The sequence below is a fragment of the Pseudomonas sp. PS1(2021) genome (assembly GCF_020405165.1).
GTDB lineage: Bacteria > Pseudomonadota > Gammaproteobacteria > Pseudomonadales > Pseudomonadaceae > Pseudomonas > Pseudomonas aeruginosa.
In genome coordinates, this window is sequence record NZ_CP084484.1 from 4,422,342 (window position 1) to 4,444,081 (window position 21,740).

General features: G+C 66.0%; 18 protein-coding genes. 11 read left to right on the forward strand and 7 right to left on the reverse strand.

Annotation, left to right across the window (positions count from 1 at the left end; all coding sequences use genetic code 11):
• Positions 1-24: 24 nt before the first annotated feature.
• The 5 genes from LE197_RS21195 to LE197_RS21215 all read right to left on the reverse strand — a co-directional run bounded on the left by LE197_RS21195 (position 25) and on the right by LE197_RS21215 (position 5,293).
• Positions 25-663, reverse strand: a complete 639-nt coding sequence (locus LE197_RS21195) for a DUF1175 domain-containing protein (RefSeq protein WP_003094413.1) — start codon at positions 661-663, stop codon at positions 25-27.
• Positions 660-2,429, reverse strand: a complete 1,770-nt coding sequence (locus LE197_RS21200) for a DUF2138 domain-containing protein (protein WP_003116230.1) — start codon at positions 2,427-2,429, stop codon at positions 660-662. Before LE197_RS21200 ends, LE197_RS21195 begins: the two co-directional genes overlap by 4 nt.
• A 38-nt stretch (positions 2,430-2,467) precedes the next feature.
• A complete protein-coding gene (locus LE197_RS21205) occupies positions 2,468-3,277 on the reverse strand; it encodes a YfaP family protein (RefSeq protein ID WP_003094417.1) in 810 nt (269 codons plus the stop codon).
• Positions 3,278-3,438: 161 nt separating this feature from the next.
• On the reverse strand, positions 3,439-3,999 hold the full coding sequence (locus LE197_RS21210; RefSeq protein WP_003094419.1) for a response regulator transcription factor: 561 nt from the start codon (positions 3,997-3,999) through the stop codon (positions 3,439-3,441).
• Positions 4,000-4,024: 25 nt separating this feature from the next.
• The gene (locus tag LE197_RS21215; protein WP_003094421.1) at positions 4,025-5,293 is read right to left on the reverse strand and encodes an ATP-binding protein; all 1,269 of its coding nucleotides are present in this window, start codon (positions 5,291-5,293) and stop codon (positions 4,025-4,027) included.
• A gap of 276 nt (positions 5,294-5,569) precedes the next feature.
• Here LE197_RS21215 and LE197_RS21220 point away from each other — a divergent pair, with 276 nt between their 5' ends.
• The 3 genes from LE197_RS21220 (at position 5,570) to LE197_RS21230 (ending at position 9,838) form a co-directional block, all read left to right on the forward strand.
• Entirely contained in the window at positions 5,570-6,280 is a 711-nt protein-coding gene (locus LE197_RS21220; protein WP_003094423.1) for an SIMPL domain-containing protein, read from the forward strand.
• A 252-nt stretch (positions 6,281-6,532) separates the two neighbouring features.
• Entirely contained in the window at positions 6,533-8,146 is a 1,614-nt protein-coding gene (locus LE197_RS21225) for an ABC transporter substrate-binding protein (RefSeq protein ID WP_003161454.1), read from the forward strand.
• Positions 8,147-8,239: 93 nt separating this feature from the next.
• Positions 8,240-9,838: an ABC transporter substrate-binding protein gene (locus tag LE197_RS21230; RefSeq protein ID WP_003112862.1), complete on the forward strand. Its 1,599-nt coding sequence runs from the start codon at positions 8,240-8,242 to the stop codon at positions 9,836-9,838.
• Positions 9,839-9,905: 67 nt separating this feature from the next.
• On the opposite strand, the gene mdpA is transcribed toward LE197_RS21230, so the two are convergent.
• Positions 9,906-11,123 (reverse strand): metallopeptidase MdpA, encoded by a 1,218-nt coding sequence (gene mdpA, locus LE197_RS21235; RefSeq protein ID WP_003107426.1) that lies wholly within the window; start codon positions 11,121-11,123, stop codon positions 9,906-9,908.
• Between the two features lie 167 nt (positions 11,124-11,290).
• Between mdpA and psdR the strand changes: the two genes are divergently transcribed.
• The 8 genes from psdR (at position 11,291) to LE197_RS21275 (ending at position 21,044) form a co-directional block, all read left to right on the forward strand.
• Positions 11,291-11,854 (forward strand): transcriptional regulator PsdR, encoded by a 564-nt coding sequence (gene psdR, locus LE197_RS21240; protein WP_003094433.1) that lies wholly within the window; start codon positions 11,291-11,293, stop codon positions 11,852-11,854.
• A gap of 265 nt (positions 11,855-12,119) precedes the next feature.
• Positions 12,120-13,721: an ABC transporter substrate-binding protein gene (locus LE197_RS21245; protein ID WP_003116233.1), complete on the forward strand. Its 1,602-nt coding sequence runs from the start codon at positions 12,120-12,122 to the stop codon at positions 13,719-13,721.
• A gap of 224 nt (positions 13,722-13,945) precedes the next feature.
• Complete coding sequence (locus tag LE197_RS21250) at positions 13,946-15,400, forward strand: OprD family outer membrane porin (protein WP_003120938.1); 1,455 nt, start codon at positions 13,946-13,948, stop codon at positions 15,398-15,400.
• A gap of 49 nt (positions 15,401-15,449) precedes the next feature.
• Positions 15,450-17,045: an ABC transporter substrate-binding protein gene (locus LE197_RS21255; protein WP_226033697.1), complete on the forward strand. Its 1,596-nt coding sequence runs from the start codon at positions 15,450-15,452 to the stop codon at positions 17,043-17,045.
• Positions 17,046-17,112: 67 nt separating this feature from the next.
• On the forward strand, positions 17,113-18,123 hold the full coding sequence (locus LE197_RS21260) for an ABC transporter permease subunit (protein WP_003105448.1): 1,011 nt from the start codon (positions 17,113-17,115) through the stop codon (positions 18,121-18,123).
• Positions 18,124-18,134: 11 nt separating this feature from the next.
• On the forward strand, positions 18,135-19,046 hold the full coding sequence (locus LE197_RS21265; RefSeq protein WP_003105451.1) for an ABC transporter permease subunit: 912 nt from the start codon (positions 18,135-18,137) through the stop codon (positions 19,044-19,046).
• Between the two features lie 52 nt (positions 19,047-19,098).
• Positions 19,099-20,073, forward strand: coding sequence for an ABC transporter ATP-binding protein (locus tag LE197_RS21270; RefSeq protein WP_003094451.1), 975 nt, complete (start codon positions 19,099-19,101; stop codon positions 20,071-20,073).
• Entirely contained in the window at positions 20,073-21,044 is a 972-nt protein-coding gene (locus LE197_RS21275) for a peptide ABC transporter ATP-binding protein (protein WP_003094452.1), read from the forward strand. The genes LE197_RS21270 and LE197_RS21275 overlap by 1 nt, the downstream gene beginning before the upstream one ends.
• A 32-nt stretch (positions 21,045-21,076) precedes the next feature.
• On the opposite strand, the gene LE197_RS21280 is transcribed toward LE197_RS21275, so the two are convergent.
• On the reverse strand, positions 21,077-21,709 hold the full coding sequence (locus tag LE197_RS21280) for a LysE family translocator (protein WP_003105452.1): 633 nt from the start codon (positions 21,707-21,709) through the stop codon (positions 21,077-21,079).
• Positions 21,710-21,740: the final 31 nt, after the last annotated feature.

A 21,740-nucleotide genomic window follows, 5' to 3' on the forward strand; every position in this document is an offset into this window, starting at 1 on the left:
CTGTGGTCTTCACTGGGACGCGATTCATTGAGAGAGGAAAGCCAGCCGATAGATGCCGATAAAGTTGGGATTGGATTCGTCGGGGATCCATCGGGTGTCCTTCCATGTCATGAGTTGTTGCAGGCTGACCGAGCGCATGCCGTTATCGGTCGGGGTGCTGCTGCCGGTGTGATAGGCGATGGAGCGGCCCATCCAGATCATCAGGTGCTGGTCGTCGCCCTGGTCGTAGAACATCAGGTCGCCGGGGCGCGCCTGGTTGAGGTCGCGGCCGACCAGCCGACTGTTGAACTGCACCAGCTTGATCGCATTCACGTAGGGCCCGACCTGGCCGCCACCCTGCTGCCAGTTCTGCGCCAGGCGCCGTTGCTCGGGACTGAGCGCCAGCTCCGGGGGCAGGTAGCGGTTGGACAGGCCGTTGGCGCGCAGCCACTTGCCATCGTGGACTTTCAGCGCCTCGTTGGCGGCGAAGCGCACCAGGCCGGCGCAGTCCTGCTGGTGCCAGCGCGGACTCGGCCCTTGGCGCAACTGTTCCTGGGCGATGCGCACGAACCAGGCGCGGAATACCTGCGATTGCTGCGGGTCGAGCGTTACCGCGGGCTCGCCGCGGGCACCGCCGCTGGCCAGCAGGAGCAGCGCCAGGCCGAAGGCAGTCAGGCGTCTCACAGCGACCGCCATTCCAGCGGCAGCCATTGCCACGGTGCGTTGGCCTGGCTTCCGGCAGGCAGCCCGAGGGCGTAGCTGCCCTTGCCGGCGAGGGTTTTCAGGCGCGGCATCAGGTAGGTGTCGGCGGCATTGCGGAATACCGGCTCCATGTCCTGCGGCAGGCTGTCGAGGGTTTCCCGTTGCAGCAGTTCGGAGAGCGGCTGCGGCGCCAGGTAGGCCGGTACCAGCGCATCCTTCGGCAACACCTCGGCGAGCGGCGGATAGCGTTTGTCGAGGGTGTCCAGGGCCTTGCCGAGCAACTGGTCGTCGAGGGAGAACAGCAGGGTCTGGCCATGGCGCGCCATGCCGATGCGGAAGAACGCGCGGCCGCTGATGCTCTCCGGGTTGTCCGCCTGGCTGGCCGGATAGGCGCCGAAGTTCGAGCTGACCTGGCGGGTCCAGCGGCGGGTCTGGCCATCCACCCGGTCTTCCACCGGGAAGCTGCCACCCTCGACCTTGGCTTCCTTCGCGCCGATCACGCGACCGAACAGCTTGCCCAGCTCGTCGTCGAGTTCGGCACTGGCCGGCGCGCTCAACTGGCCCACCAGCAGCGGCGAATGCAGCCGCGAACTGGCGTACCAGCAGAGACCGGCAGCGCCGCTGAGATGCTCGGAGAAGGCCTGGGCCATCTTCTGCTCGGCCCCCAGGCGCTCCAGCATCACCCCGTACAGGCCAGGGGTGACCGGCAGCGCCACGCAGGCGCTGGCGCCCATCGGCATGGCCTGCCAGACCGGGGCGAAGTCCAGCGGCGGCTGGCGTTCCACCTCGTTCAGCGCCAGGTAGCTGCTCCAGCCCTGCTCGCCCTTCTCGAAGCGCACCCCGGCGAAGCTCGGGATGAAGCGCTGGTAGCCCATGGCCAGGACGCTGGCATTGAGGGTGATGCGCTGGCGCAGCTCGCCGCGGCCCGGCAGGCCGAAGCGCTCGGGGAACAGTTCGTCGCCGTCGAGCAGTGCCTCCAGGTCTTCGCTGGCCGGAGCGTTCAGCGGGCTGTCGTCGCTTTCGCCACCATCGTCGAAGAGCATCCGTGGGTTCGACAGCAACAACAGCCGGTCGCCCTTGGACAGGAACAGCATCGCCTTGTCGTTGCCGTAGCGCAGGCGATAGACCGAGGTTCCCGCCAGCTCGCCGACCTTGCGCAACTGCTGGTCGTCGGCGGCGATATGGGCCAGCGGCTCGAGCACCCGCGCCAGGCCGCCGCGCTTGAGCACCACCACGAAGTCGCGCAGGCGGCCGTCGGCGCCGCGCCAGAGGGCGACCTGGGCCGGTTGGTCGAGCAGTTCCTCGACCAGGCTGTCCTTCAGGGTCAGGTCGTGCTCGTAGATGATCCGCCGCAACGTACCGGTCAGGCCGAGGCGGTCGCCATTGTTCTCGTAATAGAAGACGAAGTCCTCGGTCAGGGTATCGCGCAGCAACGGCACCTCGAGGATTTCCTTCGGCAGGCGGCTCAGCGACACGCTCTCGATCAGCGCGTCGGGCTTGCGCAGGTCACGGTAGGCACGTGGCGCGTCGGCGTCCGCGGGTGCCTGGGCGCCGATCGGCTGGCCGAGGTCCTCTTCGGCCGGGCGCCCTCCGCCGAGCCGCTCCAGCCAGCCCATCTGCCAGGCCAGCACACCGCCGGCGGCCAGCGCGGCGACGATCCCCAGCACCGGCCACAGGGCGCTTCGGGTGCGCGCAGCGGCGGGCGCAGGGGTTCCGTTGGCAGGGCTGGGGGTGTTGTTCTCGCTCATGGTTCGCTAATCCCGTGTCATCCGTACGAGGGGATGCTTCAGTAGGTAAAGGTCTTGACCAGCACCAGGTCACCGATGGTGCGCAGGGGCACGACGAAGGTCTCGTGCTTCTCGTCGACGCTGTTTTCGTTGAACACCAGGTTGACCTGCGCGGTGATCACGTCCTGTACGTTGCTGCCGGCCTGGAAGTTGTAGCCCTGGTTGTTGAGGTTGCCCCAGTAGTTCACGTAGATCAGGTAGGTGCCGTGCAGCGGCGCGCCCATGGTGAACATCTCCGGGCCGGGCCCGTCGACGCCGTCCGGATCGAGGCCGCCGCTGTTGCTCAGGCGCGGATGCGCCCAGTAGGCGTGCTGGCCATCGGGGGTGACGATATGCAGGTCGAGCTCGGCCTTCGGATCGTCCCAACCCAGCACCACGCGCACGCGCGGCGGCAGTTGGGAGCGATTGGCCTCGTAGAACTGTACGCGCTTGAGGATCTTGCCGTCGGCGCTGCCGACCTGGACGCCGTTGGAGCCGTGGCCGAACGCATAGGGGCGGACGAAGCGCCCGGCGCCGTCGGTATAGAGAGGGAGAGGATTGCCGTTGACCACCAGGCGCTGGGCGCGCTCGGTGCCGACCAGTTCGCGCAGGTGTCCTTCGATCAGGCTGCGGCCGCGCTGGCCGCCGCGATCGATGGGCGGAGTCGGATAGGCGACACGCGGGGCATCGGGCTGCTCGAGCAGGCCGGAATAGCGCCAGCCTGCCGTCGGACCATCCAGGTCCACCGAAGGCTCGGCTAGTGCAGGCAGCCCGAAGGCCAGTCCGAACAGCACCGACAGGCAGCCGGCACTCGAACCGAAGATACGCATGATCAATCCCTGGTCGTGCGATTCATGAAAGTTGCATCTTAACGATTGCGCTGTCCGCTGGATATCCCCGGCGACCGGCGGAATGTGCGAAATCCACCGCGATTCGACGGAAAGCGGAAAGCACAGGGGCGCCATGCGGCGCCCCCGTTGTCATTTACGCTTCAGCGCCGTACCGGCCGCTTCTGCAGCTTGCGCTGCAAGGTCCGTCGATGCATGCCCAGGGCGCGGGCGGTGGCGGAGATGTTGCCCTCGTGCTCGGCGAGCACGCGCTGGATGTGCTCCCATTGCAGGCGATCCACCGACATCGGGTTTTCCGGTACCAGGGTGTCCAGGTCGGCGTGCTCGGAGAGCAGCGCGGCCAGCACGTCATCGGCATCCGCAGGCTTGCACAGGTAGTTGCAGGCGCCGCGCTTGATCGCCTCCACCGCGGTGGCGATGCTGGAATAGCCGGTGAGGATCACCACCCGCATGTCCGCGTGCAGCTCCAGCAGCTTCGGCAGCAGCACCAGGCCGGAGTCGCCTTCCATCTTCAGGTCGAGCACGGCGTAGTCCGGCGTATCCTGCTGGGCCAGCGCCAGGCCTTCCTCGGCGGAGCCGGCGGTGCTGACCCGCAGGCCGCGACGGCTCATGGCCCGGGCCAGGACCCGGGTAAAGGTGGGATCGTCGTCCACCAGCAGGAGGTGGGGATGTTCTTCCCCTTCGAAGAGCAGCTCTTCAGACATAGGCAGGGCCTCTCAGACGGATCACTCAAGCCATTCCGTAGCTGCGCGGCAAGCGCAGTTCGGTCAGAGTGCCGCCATCTTCGTGGTTATACAACTTCACCGTTCCACCAGCGCGGGTCACGCTGGCCTGACTGAGAAACAGGCCGAGGCCGAAGCCCTTGCCCTTGGTGGTGAAGAACGGTTTGCCGATCTGTTCGGCGATCGCCAGGGGCACCCCGACGCCGTGGTCGCGGATACTCAGGCAGATACTGCTGCTGTCCCAGTCCAGGCGGATGTCGAGGTCGTCGGGACAGGCGTCCGCCGCATTGTTCAGCAGGTTCAGCAGAGCCTGGCTGAGGTCGGTCGGCGGGGTCAGGCGCGGCGCGGAGCCGAGGCCCAGGCACTGGTAGCGGTAGGAAGCCTCCGGACGCATCAGGTGCCAGCGGCGCAGCACCGATTCCAGCCATTCCGCGGCGCTTTGCTCCTCGATCGCCTGACGACGGTCGGCCTCGGCCGCCCGTACCAGTTGCTGGAGGGTGTGCTTGCACTGCTTGACCTGTTCCTGGAGCAATGCCAGGTCTTCCTGCAGGGTCGGGTCCTGCGGGCGCTCCTGGCGCAGCTCGTTGAGCAGCACGCTCATGGTCGCCAGCGGCGTACCCAGTTCGTGCGCGGCACCGGCCGCCTGGGTGGCCACCGCGAGCAACTGCTGGTCGCGCATGCTTTCCTCGCGCCGCTCGGCCTGCATGTGCGCCTGCCAGCGCAGGGCCTCGGACATCTTCACCACGAAGAAGGTGATGAAGGCCGCCGACAGGGCGAAGTTCAGCCACATGCCGAACAGGTGCAGGTTGATCAGCATCGCCTCGTGCTGAACCGCCTGCAGGTGCAGCGGGTGGTACCAGATCAGCAGCAGGGTGTAGCCAGTCAGGGCCAGGCCGGAGAGCACCATGGAGTAGATCCAGGGCAGGGTCGCAGCGGCGATGGTCAGCGGTACCAGGTAATAGGAGACGAAGGGGTTGGTCGAGCCGCCCGAGTAATACAGCAAGGTGCTGTGGATGATCAGGTCGCAGGCCAGTTGTACCGCGTACTCCTGGTCGGTCACCGGCCACGGCGCGCGCAGGCGCAGCGCGGTGAACAGAATCAGGCAGGCGGACAGGCCAAGGGTCAGGCCGAGCGCCAGCCACGGCAGCGGCAACAGGTCGGAGAGCCAGGCGAAACCCACCGAGCCGGCCTGCGCGGCCAGCACGAGAATACGGATGAGGAGCAGACGGCCAAGGTTCTGGCGACTGGCGGAGAGCAGGAAAACCGGTGCGCGCATGTTTTCTTCCGGAATAAGCGCGAGTATAGCCAAGACGCTGTCGGCAACTCTGCGGCAAAGTGACTCAGAAACCTCGCAGGTCGCCATCCTGCCCTGTTTCGCCGAGCGCTGTCAGGGCTCAGATCAGTAAATTTCACGTTTTTTCCGAAATCGCCTAACCCGTTCCGGGAAAAGCCTTCGTCTCATGGTCCAAGACTGGCGTATAGGCGTGTTTGCCGCGCCTGCCGGAACGATGCTCTACAGTGTGAATTCAGCCTTAGTACAAGGAGTTGCCCAATGTCTGCGATTTCCCGCCTGGCCGCCGCCGTCACCCTCTGCGCCGCCAGCCTCTCGGCCGTCGCCGAGGAAGCGCCGCGCTACAACCAGGTCTCGCTGCACGCCGAAGTCAGCCAGCAGGTGGCCCACGACCTGATGCAGGTCACCCTCTACAGCGAAAACCAGGGCAGCGATCCGGCCAAGCTCGCCGCCGAGACCACCAGCGTCCTCAACGCCGCCGTCGCCGACGCGCGCAAGGTCAAGGGCGTGACCATCAGCCTGGGCAGTCGCAACAGCTATCCGGTCTACGACGACAAGGGCCAGAAGATCACCGGCTGGCGCGAGCGCGCCGAGCTGCGCCTGGAAAGCTCCGACTTCGCCGCCCTCGGCCAGCTTTCCGCCGACCTGCTGGGCAAGCTGAAAATGGGCGGCATGGACTTCAGCATCGCCGATGCGACCCGCAAGAAGAACGAGGACCAATTGATGAAAGGCGCCGTGGACGCGTTCAAGGAGCGCGCCCAGTTGCTCACCGAGGCGCTCGGCGGCAAGGGCTACAAGCTGGTCAGCCTGAGCGTGAACAGCGCCGGCGCACCGCGCCCGTACCCGGTGATGCGGATGGCGGCGATGAAGGCCGACGCCAGCTTCGGCGGCGCCCAGGCGCCGGAGATCGAGGCCGGGACCAGCCAGGTCACGGTCAACGCCGACGGTGTGATCGAGGTGCAGATGCCCTGATCCGGCCGGCGCGCACCACAAGAGGCAGCCTCCGGGCTGCCTCTTGCGTTTCCACTGTCTCTCGCGCAGCAAACGCGGCCTGCGTCGCGTTTGCGCAAATTCGAAAATGCGACATTCCCTTTCAATCGGATAACAACATCTACACTGAAGCGACCTCGACGCTTGCGGCCGGCACACGCCCTGCATAGCTTCGCGCAAGACAGCTCACGAGGCTGTCCCTCGCAGACAATCAAAATAACCAGAGGTCACTCCATGCGTAGAAACGCCGTCATCCGCTCCGCGATCATGCCCTCGCTGCTCGGCGCAGCGCTGGTCGCCGCCGTTCCCCAGGCCTTCGCCAGCAACCTGATCTTCTGCTCGGAAGGCAGCCCGGCCGGCTTCGATCCCGCCCAGTACACCACCGGTACCGATTTCGACGCCGCGGCGGAAACCGTCTTCAACCGCCTGACCCAGTTCGAGCGCGGCGGCACCAAGGTCCTTCCCGGCCTCGCGGAAAGCTGGGACGTCAGCGACGACGGCAAGACCTATACCTTCCACCTGCGCAAGGGCGTGAAGTTCCACAGTACCGACTACTTCAAGCCGACCCGCGAATTCAATGCCGACGACGTGCTGTTCACCTTCGAACGCATGCTCGACAAGGATCATCCGTTCCGCAAGGCCTACCCCACCGAGTTTCCCTACTTCACCGACATGGGCCTGGACAAGAACATCGCCAGGGTCGAGAAGCTCGACGAGCATACGGTGAAGTTCACCCTCAACGAGGTCGACGCGGCCTTCATCCAGAACCTGGCGATGCCCTTCCCATCGATCCAGTCCGCCGAATACGCCGCGCAACTGCTCAAGCAGGGCAAGGCCAGCGACATCAACCAGAAGCCGATCGGCACCGGCCCGTTCGTGTTCAGCCGCTACCAGAAGGATGCGCAGATCCGCTTCAAGGGCAACAAGGACTACTGGAAGCCGGACGAGGTGAAGGTCGACAACCTGATCTTCGCCATCAACACCGACGCCTCGGTGCGCGCGCAGAAGCTCAAGGCCGGCGAGTGCCAGATCACCCTCAACCCGCGCCCCGCCGACCTCGACGCGCTGAAGAAGGACCCGAACCTGAACCTGCCGTCGCAGGCCGGCTTCAACCTCGGCTACATCGCCTACAACGTCACCCACAAGCCGTTCGACAAGCTGGAAGTACGCCAGGCGCTGGACATGGCGGTGAACAAGAAGGCCATCATCGACGCCGTCTACCAGGGCGCCGGCCAGTTGGCGAGCAACGGCATGCCACCGACCCAGTGGTCCTACGACGAGACCATCAAGGACGCGCCCTACGATCCGGCCAAGGCCAGGGAGCTGCTGAAGAAGGCCGGCGTCGCCGAAGGCACCGAGATCACCCTGTGGGCCATGCCGGTACAACGCCCCTACAACCCCAACGCCAAGCTGATGGCGGAAATGCTGCAGAACGATTGGGCGAAGATCGGTATCAAGGCGAAGATCGTCACCTACGAATGGGGCGAATACATCAAGCGCGCCAAGGGCGGCGAGCATGACGCCATGCTGATCGGCTGGAGCGGCGACAACGGCGACCCGGACAACTGGCTCGGCACCCTCTACGGCTGCGACGCGGTGGACGGCAACAACTTCTCCAAATGGTGCGACGCCGGCTACGACAAGCTGGTCAAGGATGCCAAGCGCACCACCGACCAGGGCAAGCGCACCGAGCTGTACAAGCAGGCCCAGCACATCCTCAAGGAACAGGTGCCGATCACCCCGATCGCCCACTCCACCGTGTACCAGCCGATGCGCAAGACGGTACACGACTTCAGGATCAGTCCCTTCGGCCTGAACTCGTTCTACGAGGTCAGCGTCGGCAAGTAGCTTCGCCTGCCAGCCGCGCCGCCCCGCCACGAGCGAGGCGGCGCCTCTCCCCGGGGCGGCCGACCCGGCCGTCCCGCTCCAGAGGAGTCATCCATGCGACCACGCTCTGCCCTGCGCTACAGCCTGCTGCTGCTCGCCCTCGCCGCCAGCGCCGCCATCCAGGCCCAGCCGAAGACCCTGGCGGTGTGCACCGAAGCGGCGCCGGAAGGGTTCGATCCGGCCCGCTATACCTCCGGCTACACCTTCGACGCCTCAGCCCATCCGCTGTACAACGCGCTGGCCGCGTTCGCTCCGGGCAGCGCCACGGTGATCCCGGCCCTGGCGGAAAGCTGGGACGTCTCCGCTGACGGCCTCGTCTACACCTTCCGCCTGCGCCAAGGCGTGAAATTCCACAGCACCGACTACTTCAAGCCAACCCGCGAATTCGACGCCGACGACGTGCTGTTCAGCTTCCAGCGCATGCTCGATCCGCAGCACCCCGCCCACGACCTTTCGCCCAGCGGCTACCCCTACGCCGACGCCATGCAACTGCGCGACATCATCGAGCGCATCGAGAAGATCGACGAACATCAGGTGCGCTTCGTCCTCAAGCACCCGGAGGCGCCGTTCCTTGCCGACCTGGCCATGCCGTTCGGCTCGATCCTCTCCGCCGAATATGCCGGCCAGTTGATCGCCAGGGGCAAGGGCGACGAACTCAACAGCAAGCCGATCGGCACCGGCCCGTTCGTCTTCACCCGCTACCGCAAGGATGCCCAGGTGCGCTACGCAGCCAACCCCGACTACTGGAAGGGCAAGCCGGCCATCGACCACCTGGTGCTGGCGATCACCCTCGACCCCAACGTGCGCGTGCAGCGCCTGCGCCGCAACGAATGCCAGATCGCCCTGACGCCCAAGCCCGAAGACGTCGCCGCGTTACGCCAGGACCCGCAACTGACGGTGCTGGAAGAAGCGGCGATGATCACCTCACACGCCGCGATCAACACCCGGCACGAACCGTTCGACGACCCGCGCGTGCGCCGGGCGATCGCCATGGGCTTCAACAAGTCGTCCTACCTGAAGATCGTCTTCGGCGACCAGGCCCGCCCAGCCATCGGCCCCTACCCGCCGATGCTGCTCGGCTACGACGACAGCATCCGCGACTGGCCCTACGACCCCGAACGGGCCAAGGCCCTGCTGAAGGAAGCCGGCGTCACCCCGGACACACCCCTGAACCTCTACATCAGCACCGGCAGCGGCCCCGGCGGCAACCCGGCGCGAGTGGCGCAACTGATCCAGTCCGACCTGGCCGCCATCGGCATCCGGGTGAACATCCGCCAGTTCGAGTGGGGCGAGATGGTCAAGCGCACCAAGGCCGGCGAACACGACATGATGCTCTACAGCTGGATCGGCGATAACGGCGACCCGGACAACTTCCTCACCCACAACCTCGGCTGCGCCTCGGTGGAGTCCGGGGAAAATCGCGCGCGCTGGTGCGACAAGGGCTTCGACGAAGCCATCCGCAAGGCGCGCATGAGCAACGACGAGAGCCAACGGGTAGCGCTGTACAAGGAAGCGCAGCGGATCTTCCACGAGCAGATGCCCTGGTTGCCGCTGGCGCATCCTTTGATGTTCGACGCGCAACGCAAGAACGTCAGCGGCTACCGCATGAGCCCGATGTCGGCGCGGGACTTTTCGCGGGTGAAGCTGGACTGATCGCTGCGCCGCACGCGGGAAGCCCTGGTCCTTGCCTTCCCGCGTGCGGCGTTATCGTTCGGCCGGATCAGCCGCCGAGGCCGAAGGGATCGTCGATGGACGGGCTCGGTTGGGTGAACCAGCGCGGTCCTTCCTTCGTCATGTAGAAGTGATCCTCCAGGCGAATGCCGAACTCGCCGGGCACGCAGATCATCGGTTCGTTGCTGAAGCACATGCCGACATCCAGCGGCGTGCGATCGCCACGCACCAGGTACGGGCCTTCGTGGACGTCCATGCCGATGCCATGCCCGGTGCGGTGCGGCAGGCCAGGCAGGCGGTAGTCCGGCCCCAGGCCGTTGGCCTCCAGCGAACGCCGCGCGGCGGCGTCCACCGCCTCGCAGGGCTGGCCCAGACGCGCGGCCTCGAAGGCCGCCAGTTGGGCGTCGCGCTCCATCCCCCAGAATTCGCGCTGGCGTGCGCTAGGCGTGCCGAACACATAGCTGCGGGTGATATCCGACTGGTAGCCGTGGACCTGGCAGCCGGTATCGATCAGCACCATGTCGCCATCCTTCAGCACCTGCGCATGCTTCACCCCATGCGGGAAGGCACTGGCGGCACCGAACAGGACGATGCAGAAGGTCGAACCGGGCGCGCCCACCTTGCGGTGCGCCTGGTGGATGAACTCGGCGACTTCGGTGGTGCTGATGCCTTCGCGGAGAATGCTCGCCGCGGCCTTCTGCACTTCCAGGGTCATGTCCTTGGCCCGCTGCATCAGCGCCAGCTCCTCGGCCGACTTGCGCATCCGTCCCTGGTCGATCAGCGGCGCGGCGCTGACGAAGTTCCTGCCCGGCGCCTGTTGGCGCAAGCGCTCGAACATGCCGAACGGCAGGCTCGGACACAGTGCGACCGTGCTGCGCTCGCCCACGCCGAGCGCCTCCAGGCGATCGAGCAGCAGGCGATAGGGATCCTGGTGTTCCTCCCAGGTGTGGATGGCGCCATCGACCACCTGGAAGTCGCGCACCGTACCTTCCTCGAAGGCCGGCGCAAGGTATTCGAGGGCGCCCTCGGCGGGCAGTAGAGCACCCACCAGGCGTTCACTGGGGTGCCATTGCACGCCGCTGAAGTAACGCAGGTTGCTGCCTGCATGCAGGTACGCCGCGGCGATGCCATGCTCGCCCATCCACGCCTGGGCCGCGGCGATTCGCGCACGGTAAGACGCCAGGCCGATCGGCTGCGCGCCGTCCATCATGTTCCGCAGACGCTCCAGCGCCTGCGCAGGGGTACTCCCGCCAACACCCACGGTCATTTGTTGTTCTCCTCGTCTGGACCGGGCTGAAATTTAAGTCGAGCTTAAATTCAGGTCAAAACAAATTTTCAGTCACACTTAAAAATAGGGGTTCGGGTAGTTCATCTGTCAGACTTTATTGACGCCCCGCGCTGGGTATACTGCGCCTTTCAACAAGAGTCTCCCCAATGACCGTAGACCGCATCGGCGAACGCCTGCGTCGCTATCGCCGCGCCGCCAAGAAGACCCTGCACCAAGTCGCCAGCGAATCCGGTCTCACCGCGAGCTTCCTCTCCCAGGCGGAGCGCAACCTCACCGGTGTATCGATCTCTTCCCTGGCCAACATCGCCAAGTCGCTGAATATCCCGCTCAATGCCCTGTTCGACCAACCGGCACAACCCCAGCCCGACTCCCACGAAGGCGAGCGGGTACGCTACACCATCGAGGGCCAGCCGCTGGCCTACGAACGCCTGTCCAGCTCCTTCCCCGGCAACCTGATCAATGCGGTCAAGATGAACATGCCGGTGGGCTACCAGTCGGAGCTGATCTCCCATGAGGGCGCCGAGTTCTCCTACGTCCTGTCCGGGCAGATCGTCTACACCATCGAGGGGCGCCAGTACCCCCTCGGCGCCGGCGACTCGGTGCACTTCGACGCGACCAAGACCCATTGCCTGGCCAACGTCGGCAGCGATGTGGCGGAAGTCCTGACCATCACCACCATGGGCCTGTTCGACGACCATCCGACGCCCTGAGCCAGTCCGTAGCGCACCTTCCCATCCTGTCAGGCAAACGTTTTCGCAAGAGAAATGTTAGTCGTGCTTAATTTTCGTTGACCACAATTTCAGCATGACTTAATTTCGGCATCAGCGAATCGTCGACCAACAACAAACGGACGATCGCTGTCGCCGCACAGGGTCCATGGCTGTCACCCGCCATCCATGGAAAGGCGAGAGTTGCCATGGCCCATAAGGCCGATCCTCAGACGATGCCCTTAGAAAAAGAAAAAATGAGGTTTGCATGCGTAAGATCCTTCCCCTTCGGGCCTGGCTGGCAGCCGGTCTGATCCTCGGCTCCCCGTTCTCCCACGCCGCCAGCAACCTGGTGTTCTGCTCGGAGGGCAGCCCGGCCGGCTTCGATCCCGCCCAGTACACCACCGGCACCGACTACGACGCGACCTCGGTCACCCTGTTCAACCGCCTCGTCCAGTTCGAGCGCGGCGGCACCCGGGCGATCCCGGCCCTGGCGGAAAGCTGGGACATCGGCGACGACGGCAAGACCTACACCTTCCACCTGCGCAAGGGTGTGAAGTTCCACAGCACCGACTACTTCAAGCCGACCCGCGAATTCAACGCCGACGATGTGCTGTTCACCTTCCAGCGCATGCTCGACAAGAATCATCCGTTCCGCAAGGCCTACCCCACCGAGTTTCCCTACTTCACCGACATGGGCCTGGACAAGAACATCGCCAGGGTCGAGAAGCTCGACGAGCACAGGGTGAAGTTCACCCTCAACGAGGTCGACGCCGCCTTCATCCAGAACCTGGCGATGGACGTCGCCTCGATCCAGTCCGCCGAGTACGCCGGGCAGTTGCTCGAGGCCGGCAAGCCACAGCAGATCAACCAGAAGCCGATCGGCACCGGGCCTTTCATCCTGAGCCGCTACCAGAAGGATGCGCAGATCCGCTTCAAGGGCAACAAGGACTACTGGAAACCCGAAGACGTGAAGATCGACAACCTGATCTTCTCGATCAACACCGACGCCGCGGTGCGCGCGCAGAAGCTCAAGGCCGGCGAGTGCCAGATCACCCTCAACCCACGCCCCGCCGATCTCAAGGCCCTGCAGGAAGCGGCGAACCTGAAGGTGCCCTCGCAGCCAGGCTTCAACCTCGGCTACATCGCCTACAACGTCACCCACAAGCCGTTCGACCAGCTCGAAGTACGCCAGGCGCTGGACATGGCGGTGAACAAGCAGGCCATCATCGACGCCGTCTACCAGGGTGCCGGGCAACTGGCGGTGAACGGCATGCCGCCGACCCAGTGGTCCTATGACGAAACCATCAAGGACGCCCCGTTCGATCCGGCCAAGGCCCGGGAACTGCTGAAGAAGGCCGGCGTCGCCGAGGGCACCGAGATCACCCTGTGGGCGATGCCGGTGCAGCGTCCCTACAACCCCAACGCCAAGCTGATGGCGGAGATGATCCAGGCCGACTGGGCGAAGATCGGCATCAAGGCCAGGATCGTCAGCTACGAATGGGGCGAGTACATCAAGCGCGCCCATGCCGGCGAGCATGACGCCATGCTGTTCGGCTGGACCGGCGACAACGGCGATCCGGACAACTGGCTGGCGACCCTCTACGGCTGCGACTCGATCAACGGCAACAACGTATCGAAATGGTGCGACGCGGCCTACGACAAGCTGGTCAAGGCTGCCAAGCGGGTCTCCGACCAGGACAAACGCAGCGAGCTGTACAAGCAGGCCCAGCACATCCTCAAGGAGCAGGTGCCGATCACCCCGATCGCCCACTCCACCGTGTACCAGCCGATGAACAAGTCGGTGCATGACTTCAAGATCAGCCCCTTCTCGCGGAACGCCTTCTATGGCGTAGCCAACCAGCCCTGATGCCGACGCCACCCCGGTCGTGAAACGACCGGGGTGCAGAAGAACGGCACGACCCGTACTTCATTTCTTTGCTTTTCCTGCCCGTGTTCCAGAACGGCGCTGCGCGCGTTCCGCCAGGAGCGCTCGCCTCGCCGTATTCGACCGCCGCGCCCAGGCGCGGGCGAAACCGGCGCAAACCTGGTGGGTAAAACAGGTGCCATGACAACAATAAAGGGAGCAATCAGGTGATGAGATACCAACGAGTGACCGGCGCGACGCTGGGACTGGCCTTGATGGCATCGGCCGCGCCAGGCTGGGCGGCGGACGAGCAGGCAACCCCGCCGACCCCGGACAATCCCAGCTACGCCGCCCAGGTGCAGAGCATCCCCAGCGTGGAGAAACCGATCAAGGGCCAGGCCGGCGCCAGCGGGCTGTTCGAGGGGCAGAGCCTGACCCTGACCACCCGCAACTTCTACTCGCGGGAAAACATGAAGGACAGCTTCACCTTCCGCATTCCCAAGGCCGGCGGCGGCTCCCAGCGCATCCACCAGCGCAACGCCTGGGTCCAGGGCACGGTGCTCAAGTACAGCTCGGGCTACACCCAGGGCAGCATCGGCTTCGGCTTCGACGTCGCAGCCTTCAACGAGATCGCCCTGGAGCGCGGCAAGGGCCGCATCGGCGGCGGCGGCAACCGGACCCTGGCGAACAGCGATGGCGAGGCGATCGGCGAGTGGTCCAAGCTGGGCGTCGCCAACATCCGCCTGCGCGCCTCGAATACCGAATTCAAGGCCGGTCGCTTCCTGGTCAACACTCCAGTGTTCAGCTATATCGACAACCGTGCCCTGCCCTCCAGCTTCACCGGCTTCGCCGTGACCAGCGAGGAGCTGGACAACCTCAGCCTGCAGGCCGGCAGCTTCCGCAAGGTCAGCCCGCGGACCGGTTCCGGCGACGAGGACATGACCACCGAGTACGGCACCCGCCAGGTCAAGGGCGACCGCCTGAACTACCTGGGCGGCAACTACAAGCCGCTCGACGGGCTGGAAATCTCCCTCTATGGCTCGCATTTCCAGGACGTCTGGAACCAGTACTACCTGGGCGTGACCCACGACATCGGCGACCTCGAGAACGGCATCGCCCTGCGCACCGCCTTCAACGGCTACCACACCGGCGACACCGGCGCGCGCGAGGCCGGCTACATCGACAACGACACCTGGAGCCTGGCCTTCACTCTCGGCCATCGCGCCCACGCCCTGACCCTGGCCTACCAGCAGGTCGACGGCAACGAATACTTCGACTACGTGCACGAGACCTCGGCGATCTTCCTGGCCAACTCGATGCTGGCCGACTACAACAGCCCCAACGAGAAGTCCGCGCAGATCCGCTACGAGACCGACTGGAGCTACTACGGGGTCCCCGGCCTGAGCACCGGCGTGTGGTACGTGAAGGGCTGGGACATCGACGGCACCCACTACGACGGCGATCGCAACGGTGCCTACGGCAACTACGCCGAGGTGCGCGCCCAGGACGGCGAGAAGCACCACGAGCTGGGCCTGATGGCGGCCTACAAGGTGCAGAACGGGCCGATCAAGGACAGCACCTTCAAGCTCACCTACATGATGCACAAGGCCAGCCAGAACCAGGTCGACGGCAGCGTCAACGAACTGCGCCTGGTCAGCACCTTCCCCTTCAACCTGCTGTAAACCTGCGACAACCGGCGGCCCCGGCGACGGGGCCCACGAGGAGGACCCCATGCTCCATCCGTTGCTCCGACACCTGCCCCTGGCCCTGGCGCTATGCACCGCCGGCGCGGCCCAGGCGAAGAACCTGGTGGTCTGCACCGAGGCCAGCCCGGAAGGCTTCGACATCGTCCAGTACACCGGCGCGGTGACCGCCGACGCCTCCGCGGAAACCGTGTTCAACCGCCTGCTCGCCTTCCGCCCCGGCACCACCGAGGTGATCCCGGGGCTGGCCGAGCGCTGGGACGTCAGCGCCGACGGACTGAGCTATACCTTCCACCTGCGCCCCGGCGTGAAATTCCATACCACCGACTACTTCAAGCCGACCCGGAGCCTGAATGCCGATGATGTGCTGTGGACCTTCCAGCGCGCCCTCGATCCGAAGCATCCCTGGCATGCCTCGGCGCTGCGCGGCTACGCCTACTTCGACACGATGGGCATGGGCGAGCTGATCAAGTCGGTGGAAAAGGTCGACGAGCTCACCGTGCGCTTCGTCCTCAACCGTCCCGAAGCGCCGTTCCTGCGCGATATGGCGATGCCCTTCGCGTCCATCTATTCCGCCGAGTACGGCGACCAGTTGCTCGCCGCCGGCAAGCAGGGCCAGCTGAACAACCAGCCGATCGGCACCGGGCCGTTCGTCTTCAAGCGCTACGCCAAGGACGCCCAGGTCCGCTATACGGCGAACCCGGACTACTACGCCGGCAAGCCGCCGATCGACAACCTGGTGTTCGCCATTACCCTCGATCCCAACGTGCGCATGCAGAAGGTCCGTGCCGGCGAGTGCCAGGTCTCGCTGTACCCGAAACCGGAGGACGTGCCGCGCCTGAAGCAGGACCCGAACCTGGCGGTGGACGAGATCGATGCCCTGCTGACCACCTACATTGCCATCAACACCCAGCACAAGCCGCTCGACGACCCGCGCGTGCGCCAGGCGATCAACCTCGCGCTGGACAAGAAGGCCATGCTCGACGCGGTGTTCGGCCCCGGCGCGGCCAGTCCGGCGGTCGGTCCCTATCCCCCGACCCTGCTCGGCTACAACCATTCGATCCAGGACTGGCCGCACGATCCCGAACGCGCCAGGGCGCTGCTCAAGGAAGCCGGCGCGGAAAATCTCAGGATCACCCTGTTCATTCGCAACGGCACCTCGCCTACCATCCCCAACCCCGCCCTGGCGGCACAGATGCTGCAGGCAGACCTGGCCAAGGCCGGCATCCAGCTGACCATCCGTTCCCTGGAATGGGGCGAGCTGCTCAAGCGTTCGAAGGCCGGCGAGCACGACCTGTCGCTGCTTGGCTGGGCCGGCGACAACGGCGACCCGGACAACTTCCTCAGCCCGAACCTGAGCTGCGCCGCCGCCGAGTCGGGTGAAAACCAGGCGCGCTGGTGCGACAAGGACTTCGAGGCGCTGATGCGCAAGGCCCGCGAGGTGAGCGATCCGGCCGAGCGGGCGAAACTGTACGAGCAGGCCCAGGTGGTATTCCACGAACAGGCCCCATGGATACCGCTGGCCTACCCGAAGCTGTTCAATGTCCGGCGGAACACGGTGCAGGGCTACGTGATCAATCCGTTGAGCAACAACAACTTCGCCACCACCTCGGTGAAGCCGTAGAAGAACAAGGACCACAGCCCCGCCGCCAGCGGGGCGCACGGTCCGCGATGAGGAGTTACCCGCCAACATGCTTAGTTTCATTGCACGACGATTGGGGTTGCTGATCCCCACCTTCTTCGGCGTGACGCTGCTCACCTTCGCGCTGATCCGCCTGATTCCCGGCGACCCGGTGGAGGTGATGATGGGCGAACGTCGCGTCGATCCGCAGATGCATGCCGAGGCCCTGCACCGCCTGGGCCTGGACAAGCCGTTGTACCAGCAGTACCTGGACTACGTGGGCAACCTGGCACAGGGCAATCTCGGCGAATCGCTGACCACCCGCGAAGGCGTCTGGCACGAATTCCTCACCCTGTTCCCGGCGACCCTGGAACTGTCCCTGGCCGCCATGCTCTTCGCCGGCACCTTCGGTCTGCTGGCCGGGGTGATCGCCGCCCTGAAACGCGGTTCGCTGTTCGACCACGGGGTGATGACGGTGTCCCTCGCCGGCTATTCGATGCCGATCTTCTGGTGGGGCCTGATCCTGATCATGCTGTTCTCCGTGTCGCTGGGCTGGACGCCGGTGTCCGGCCGTCTCGACCTGCTCTACGACATCGAGCCGAAGACCGGCTTCATGCTGATCGACACCCTGCTTTCCGACGAACAGGGCTCGTTCCTCGATGCCGTGCGCCACCTGATCCTGCCGGCCATCGTGCTGGGCACCATCCCGCTGGCGGTGATTGCCCGCATGACCCGCTCGGCGATGCTCGAGGTGTTGCGCGAAGACTATGTGCGCACCGCCCGCGCCAAGGGCCTGTCGCCGGCCCGGGTGGTCTTCGTGCACGCCCTGCGCAACGCGCTGATTCCGGTGCTGACGGTATTCGGCCTGCAGGTCGGCACGCTGCTCGCCGGCGCGGTGCTGACCGAAACCATCTTCTCCTGGCCGGGCATCGGCAAGTGGCTGATCGACGCCATCAGCCGTCGCGACTACCCGGTGGTGCAGAACGGCATCCTGCTGGTCGCCACCCTGGTCATCCTGGTCAATTTCGTCGTGGACATCCTCTACGGCCTGGCCAACCCGCGCATTCGCCACCAACGCTGAGGAGCCAGCCGATGAACGCCATGCACAACGCTCCCGCCAGCGACCCGAGCCTGGTCTACCCGTCCCCGCTGAAGGAATTCTGGCAGGCCTTCGCGCACAACAAGGGCGCCCTCGGCGGCCTGCTGTTCATGCTGCTGATCGTGTTCTGCGCGCTGTTCGCCCCCTGGGTCGCCCCCTACGATCCGAGCGAGCAGTTCCGGGACTTCCTGCTGACCCCGCCATCCTGGCTGGAAGGCGGCCAGGCGCGCTTCCTGCTCGGCACCGACGAGCTGGGCCGCGACCTGCTCTCGCGGCTGATCCACGGCGCCCGCCTGTCGCTGCTGATCGGCCTGTCCTCGGTGGTGATCTCGCTGATCCCCGGCATCCTCCTCGGCCTGCTCGCCGGCTTCTCGCCGAACCGTGCCGGGCCGCTGATCATGCGCCTGATGGACATCATGCTGGCGCTGCCGTCGCTGCTGCTGGCGGTGGCCATCGTGGCGATCCTCGGCCCGGGCCTGATCAACACCGTGATCGCCATCGCCATCGTCTCGCTGCCGGCCTACGTACGCCTGACCCGCGCCGCGGTGATGACCGAGCTAAACCGCGACTACGTCACCGCCTCGCGCCTGGCCGGCGCCGGCACCCTGCGACTGATGTTCGTCTGCGTGCTGCCGAACTGCATGGCGCCGCTGATCGTCCAGGCCACCCTGAGCTTCTCTTCGGCGATCCTCGACGCCGCCGCCCTCGGCTTCCTCGGCCTCGGCGTGCAACCGCCGACCCCCGAGTGGGGCACCATGCTCGCCTCCGCCCGCGACTACATCGAGCGCGCCTGGTGGGTGGTCAGCCTGCCCGGCCTGACCATCCTGCTCAGCGTACTGGCGATCAACCTGATGGGCGATGGCCTGCGCGACGCCCTCGATCCGAAACTGAAGAACGCGGCATGAGGAGCACAACCATGAACAGCGCATCCGTATCCGCGCCACAGGAGACCGCCGCATGAGCCTCCTCGATATCAAGAACCTCAGCGTACGCTTCGGCGACACCACCGCCGTGCCCGTGGTCGACGGCCTCGACCTGAGCGTCGACAAGGGCGAGGTGCTGGCCATCGTCGGCGAGTCCGGCTCCGGCAAGTCGGTGACCATGATGGCCCTGATGGGCCTGATCGACGCCCCCGGCTGGGTATCCGCCGATCACCTGCGCTTCGACGGCCACGACATGCTCACCCTCAAGGGCCGCCAGCGCCGGCGCATCGTCGGCAAGGACATGGCGATGGTCTTCCAGGACCCGATGACCGCCCTCAACCCCAGCTACACCGTCGGCTACCAGATCGAGGAGGTTCTCCGCCTGCATCTCGGCCTGCGCGGCAAGGCCCTGCGCCAGCGCGCCCTGGAACTGCTCGAACGGGTCGAGATCCCGGCCGCCGCCAGCCGTCTCGACGCCTACCCGCACCAGCTCTCCGGCGGCATGAGCCAGCGCGTGGCGATCGCCATGGCCATCGCTGCCGAGCCCAAGCTGTTGATCGCCGACGAGCCGACCACCGCCCTCGACGTGACCATCCAGGCGCAGATCATGGAGCTGCTGCTGAACCTGCAGCGCGACCAGGACATGGCGCTGATCCTGATCACCCACGATCTCGCCGTGGTCGCCGAGACCGCCCAGCGCGTCTGCGTGATGTACGCCGGCGAAGCGGTGGAGATCGGCGGCGTGCCGGCGCTGTTCGACCGCCCGACCCATCCCTACACCGAGGCGCTGATCAAGGCGATCCCCGAGCACTGTGCCGGCGAAGCCCGCCTGGCCACCCTGCCCGGCATCGTTCCGGGGCGCTACGACCGCCCGCGCGGTTGCCTGCTGTCGCCACGCTGCCCCTATGCCCAGGAGCATTGCCGCCAGGAGCGGCCGGCCCTGGAGGCACACGAGCGCGGCGCGGTGCGCTGCTTCTATCCGTTGAACCTGCTGAACGAGGTGGCCTGATGGAAACCGTTCTGACCGCCCGTGATCTGACCCGTCACTACGAAGTCTCCCGCGGCCTGTTCAAGGGCCACGCCCAGGTGCGCGCGCTGAACGGCGTATCGTTCGAACTGGAAGCCGGCAAGACCCTCGCCGTGGTCGGCGAGTCCGGCTGCGGCAAGTCGACCCTGGCGCGCGCCCTGACCCTGATCGAGGAACCCACCTCCGGCTCGCTGAAAATCGCCGGGCAGGAGGTCAAGGGCGCCAGCAAGGACCAGCGCCGGCAGTTGCGCCGCGACGTGCAGATGGTCTTCCAGAACCCCTACGCCTCGCTCAATCCGCGACAGAAGATCGGCGACCAGTTGGCCGAGCCGCTGCTGATCAACACCGCGCTGTCGCGCGAGGAACGCCGCGAAAAGGTCCAGCAGATGATGCGCCAGGTCGGCCTGCGGCCGGAGCACTACCAGCGCTACCCGCACATGTTCTCCGGCGGCCAGCGCCAGCGCATCGCCCTGGCCCGGGCGATGATGCTGCAACCCAAGGTGCTGGTGGCGGACGAGCCGACCTCGGCCCTCGACGTGTCGATCCAGGCCCAGGTACTGAACCTGTTCATGGACCTGCAGCAGCAGTTCCGCACCGCCTACGTGTTCATCTCGCACAACCTGGCGGTGGTCCGCCACGTCGCCGACGACGTCCTGGTGATGTACCTCGGCCGACCGGCGGAGATGGGGCCGGCGGACAAGCTCTACGAGAACCCGCTGCATCCCTATACCCGCGCGCTGCTCTCGGCGACCCCGGCGATCCACCCGGACCCGACGAAGCCGAAGATCCGCATCCAGGGCGAACTGCCGAACCCGCTGAACCCGCCGGAGGGTTGCGCCTTCCATAAGCGCTGCCCCTACGCCACCGAGCGCTGCCGCAGCGAGGTGCCTGAGCTGCGCCTGCTCGACCAGCGCCAGGTGGCCTGCCACCACGCCGAGCAATTCCTCGGCTGAGCGCCACGGGGCGCTCGCCGCCCCGCAGCCCTTCAGAGCTGGCGCAGCAGCGCCAGCCTTACCCCGAACCCTATCAACAACCCACCGAAGCCCCACTGCTGCAGGCGCTGTGCCCGCGGCCGGGACGCCAGCCAGCGGCCCAGGCGGCCACCGGCCAGCGCATAGGCGCAGTCGAAGGCCAGGCCAACCAGAACCAGGACCGTACCGAGCGCGGCGAACTGGACGGCCAGCGAACCGGCTTCGGGGCTGACGAACTGCGGCAGCAGCACCGAACAGAACAGCAGGGCCTTGGGGTTCAGCAGGTTGGTCAGGAGTCCGCGCAGCAAGGCCCGGCGGTCGGCGTGAGGGACCACCGGCGCGGAACCCGCGTCGCTGGTCGGCAAGGCCAGTCCGCCACCGCGCAGCATCTGCAGGCCAAGCCAGGCGAGGTAGGCGGCGCCGAGCAGGCGCACCAGGTCGAAGGTCCAGGGAGCGGTACGGAACAGCAGCGCCAGTCCAGTCGCGGCCATCAGCACATGGCAGGCCCGAGCCAGGGCCAGGCCGAGGGCGGTGACCAGCGCCGCGCGACGGCCCTGGCGGGCGCCGGTCTGGAACAGCAGGAGCATGTCTGGTCCGGGCACCAGGTAAACCACCGCCAGGGCAATCAGGAAAGCGCTCGTGTCCATCGTATCGGCTCCAGGAAGGTGACCCGGATAA

Excerpts from the sequence above, each read along its gene's own strand:
- LE197_RS21275 (WP_003094452.1), top strand. The coding sequence starts at position 20,073 with ATGGAAACCGTTCTGACCGCCCGTGATCTGACCCGTCACTACGAAGTC.
- LE197_RS21270 (WP_003094451.1), top strand. The coding sequence starts at position 19,099 with ATGAGCCTCCTCGATATCAAGAACCTCAGCGTACGCTTCGGCGACACC.
- LE197_RS21265 (WP_003105451.1), top strand. The coding sequence starts at position 18,135 with ATGAACGCCATGCACAACGCTCCCGCCAGCGACCCGAGCCTGGTCTAC.
- LE197_RS21210 (WP_003094419.1), bottom strand. The coding sequence starts at position 3,999 with ATGTCTGAAGAGCTGCTCTTCGAAGGGGAAGAACATCCCCACCTCCTG.
- LE197_RS21260 (WP_003105448.1), top strand. The coding sequence starts at position 17,113 with ATGCTTAGTTTCATTGCACGACGATTGGGGTTGCTGATCCCCACCTTC.
- LE197_RS21225 (WP_003161454.1), top strand. The coding sequence starts at position 6,533 with ATGCGTAGAAACGCCGTCATCCGCTCCGCGATCATGCCCTCGCTGCTC.
- LE197_RS21215 (WP_003094421.1), bottom strand. The coding sequence starts at position 5,293 with ATGCGCGCACCGGTTTTCCTGCTCTCCGCCAGTCGCCAGAACCTTGGC.
- psdR (WP_003094433.1), top strand. The coding sequence starts at position 11,291 with ATGACCGTAGACCGCATCGGCGAACGCCTGCGTCGCTATCGCCGCGCC.
- LE197_RS21255 (WP_226033697.1), top strand. The coding sequence starts at position 15,450 with ATGCTCCATCCGTTGCTCCGACACCTGCCCCTGGCCCTGGCGCTATGC.
- LE197_RS21245 (WP_003116233.1), top strand. The coding sequence starts at position 12,120 with ATGCGTAAGATCCTTCCCCTTCGGGCCTGGCTGGCAGCCGGTCTGATC.
- LE197_RS21205 (WP_003094417.1), bottom strand. The coding sequence starts at position 3,277 with ATGCGTATCTTCGGTTCGAGTGCCGGCTGCCTGTCGGTGCTGTTCGGA.
- LE197_RS21280 (WP_003105452.1), bottom strand. The coding sequence starts at position 21,709 with ATGGACACGAGCGCTTTCCTGATTGCCCTGGCGGTGGTTTACCTGGTG.
- mdpA (WP_003107426.1), bottom strand. The coding sequence starts at position 11,123 with ATGACCGTGGGTGTTGGCGGGAGTACCCCTGCGCAGGCGCTGGAGCGT.
- LE197_RS21220 (WP_003094423.1), top strand. The coding sequence starts at position 5,570 with ATGTCTGCGATTTCCCGCCTGGCCGCCGCCGTCACCCTCTGCGCCGCC.
- LE197_RS21200 (WP_003116230.1), bottom strand. The coding sequence starts at position 2,429 with ATGAGCGAGAACAACACCCCCAGCCCTGCCAACGGAACCCCTGCGCCC.
- LE197_RS21230 (WP_003112862.1), top strand. The coding sequence starts at position 8,240 with ATGCGACCACGCTCTGCCCTGCGCTACAGCCTGCTGCTGCTCGCCCTC.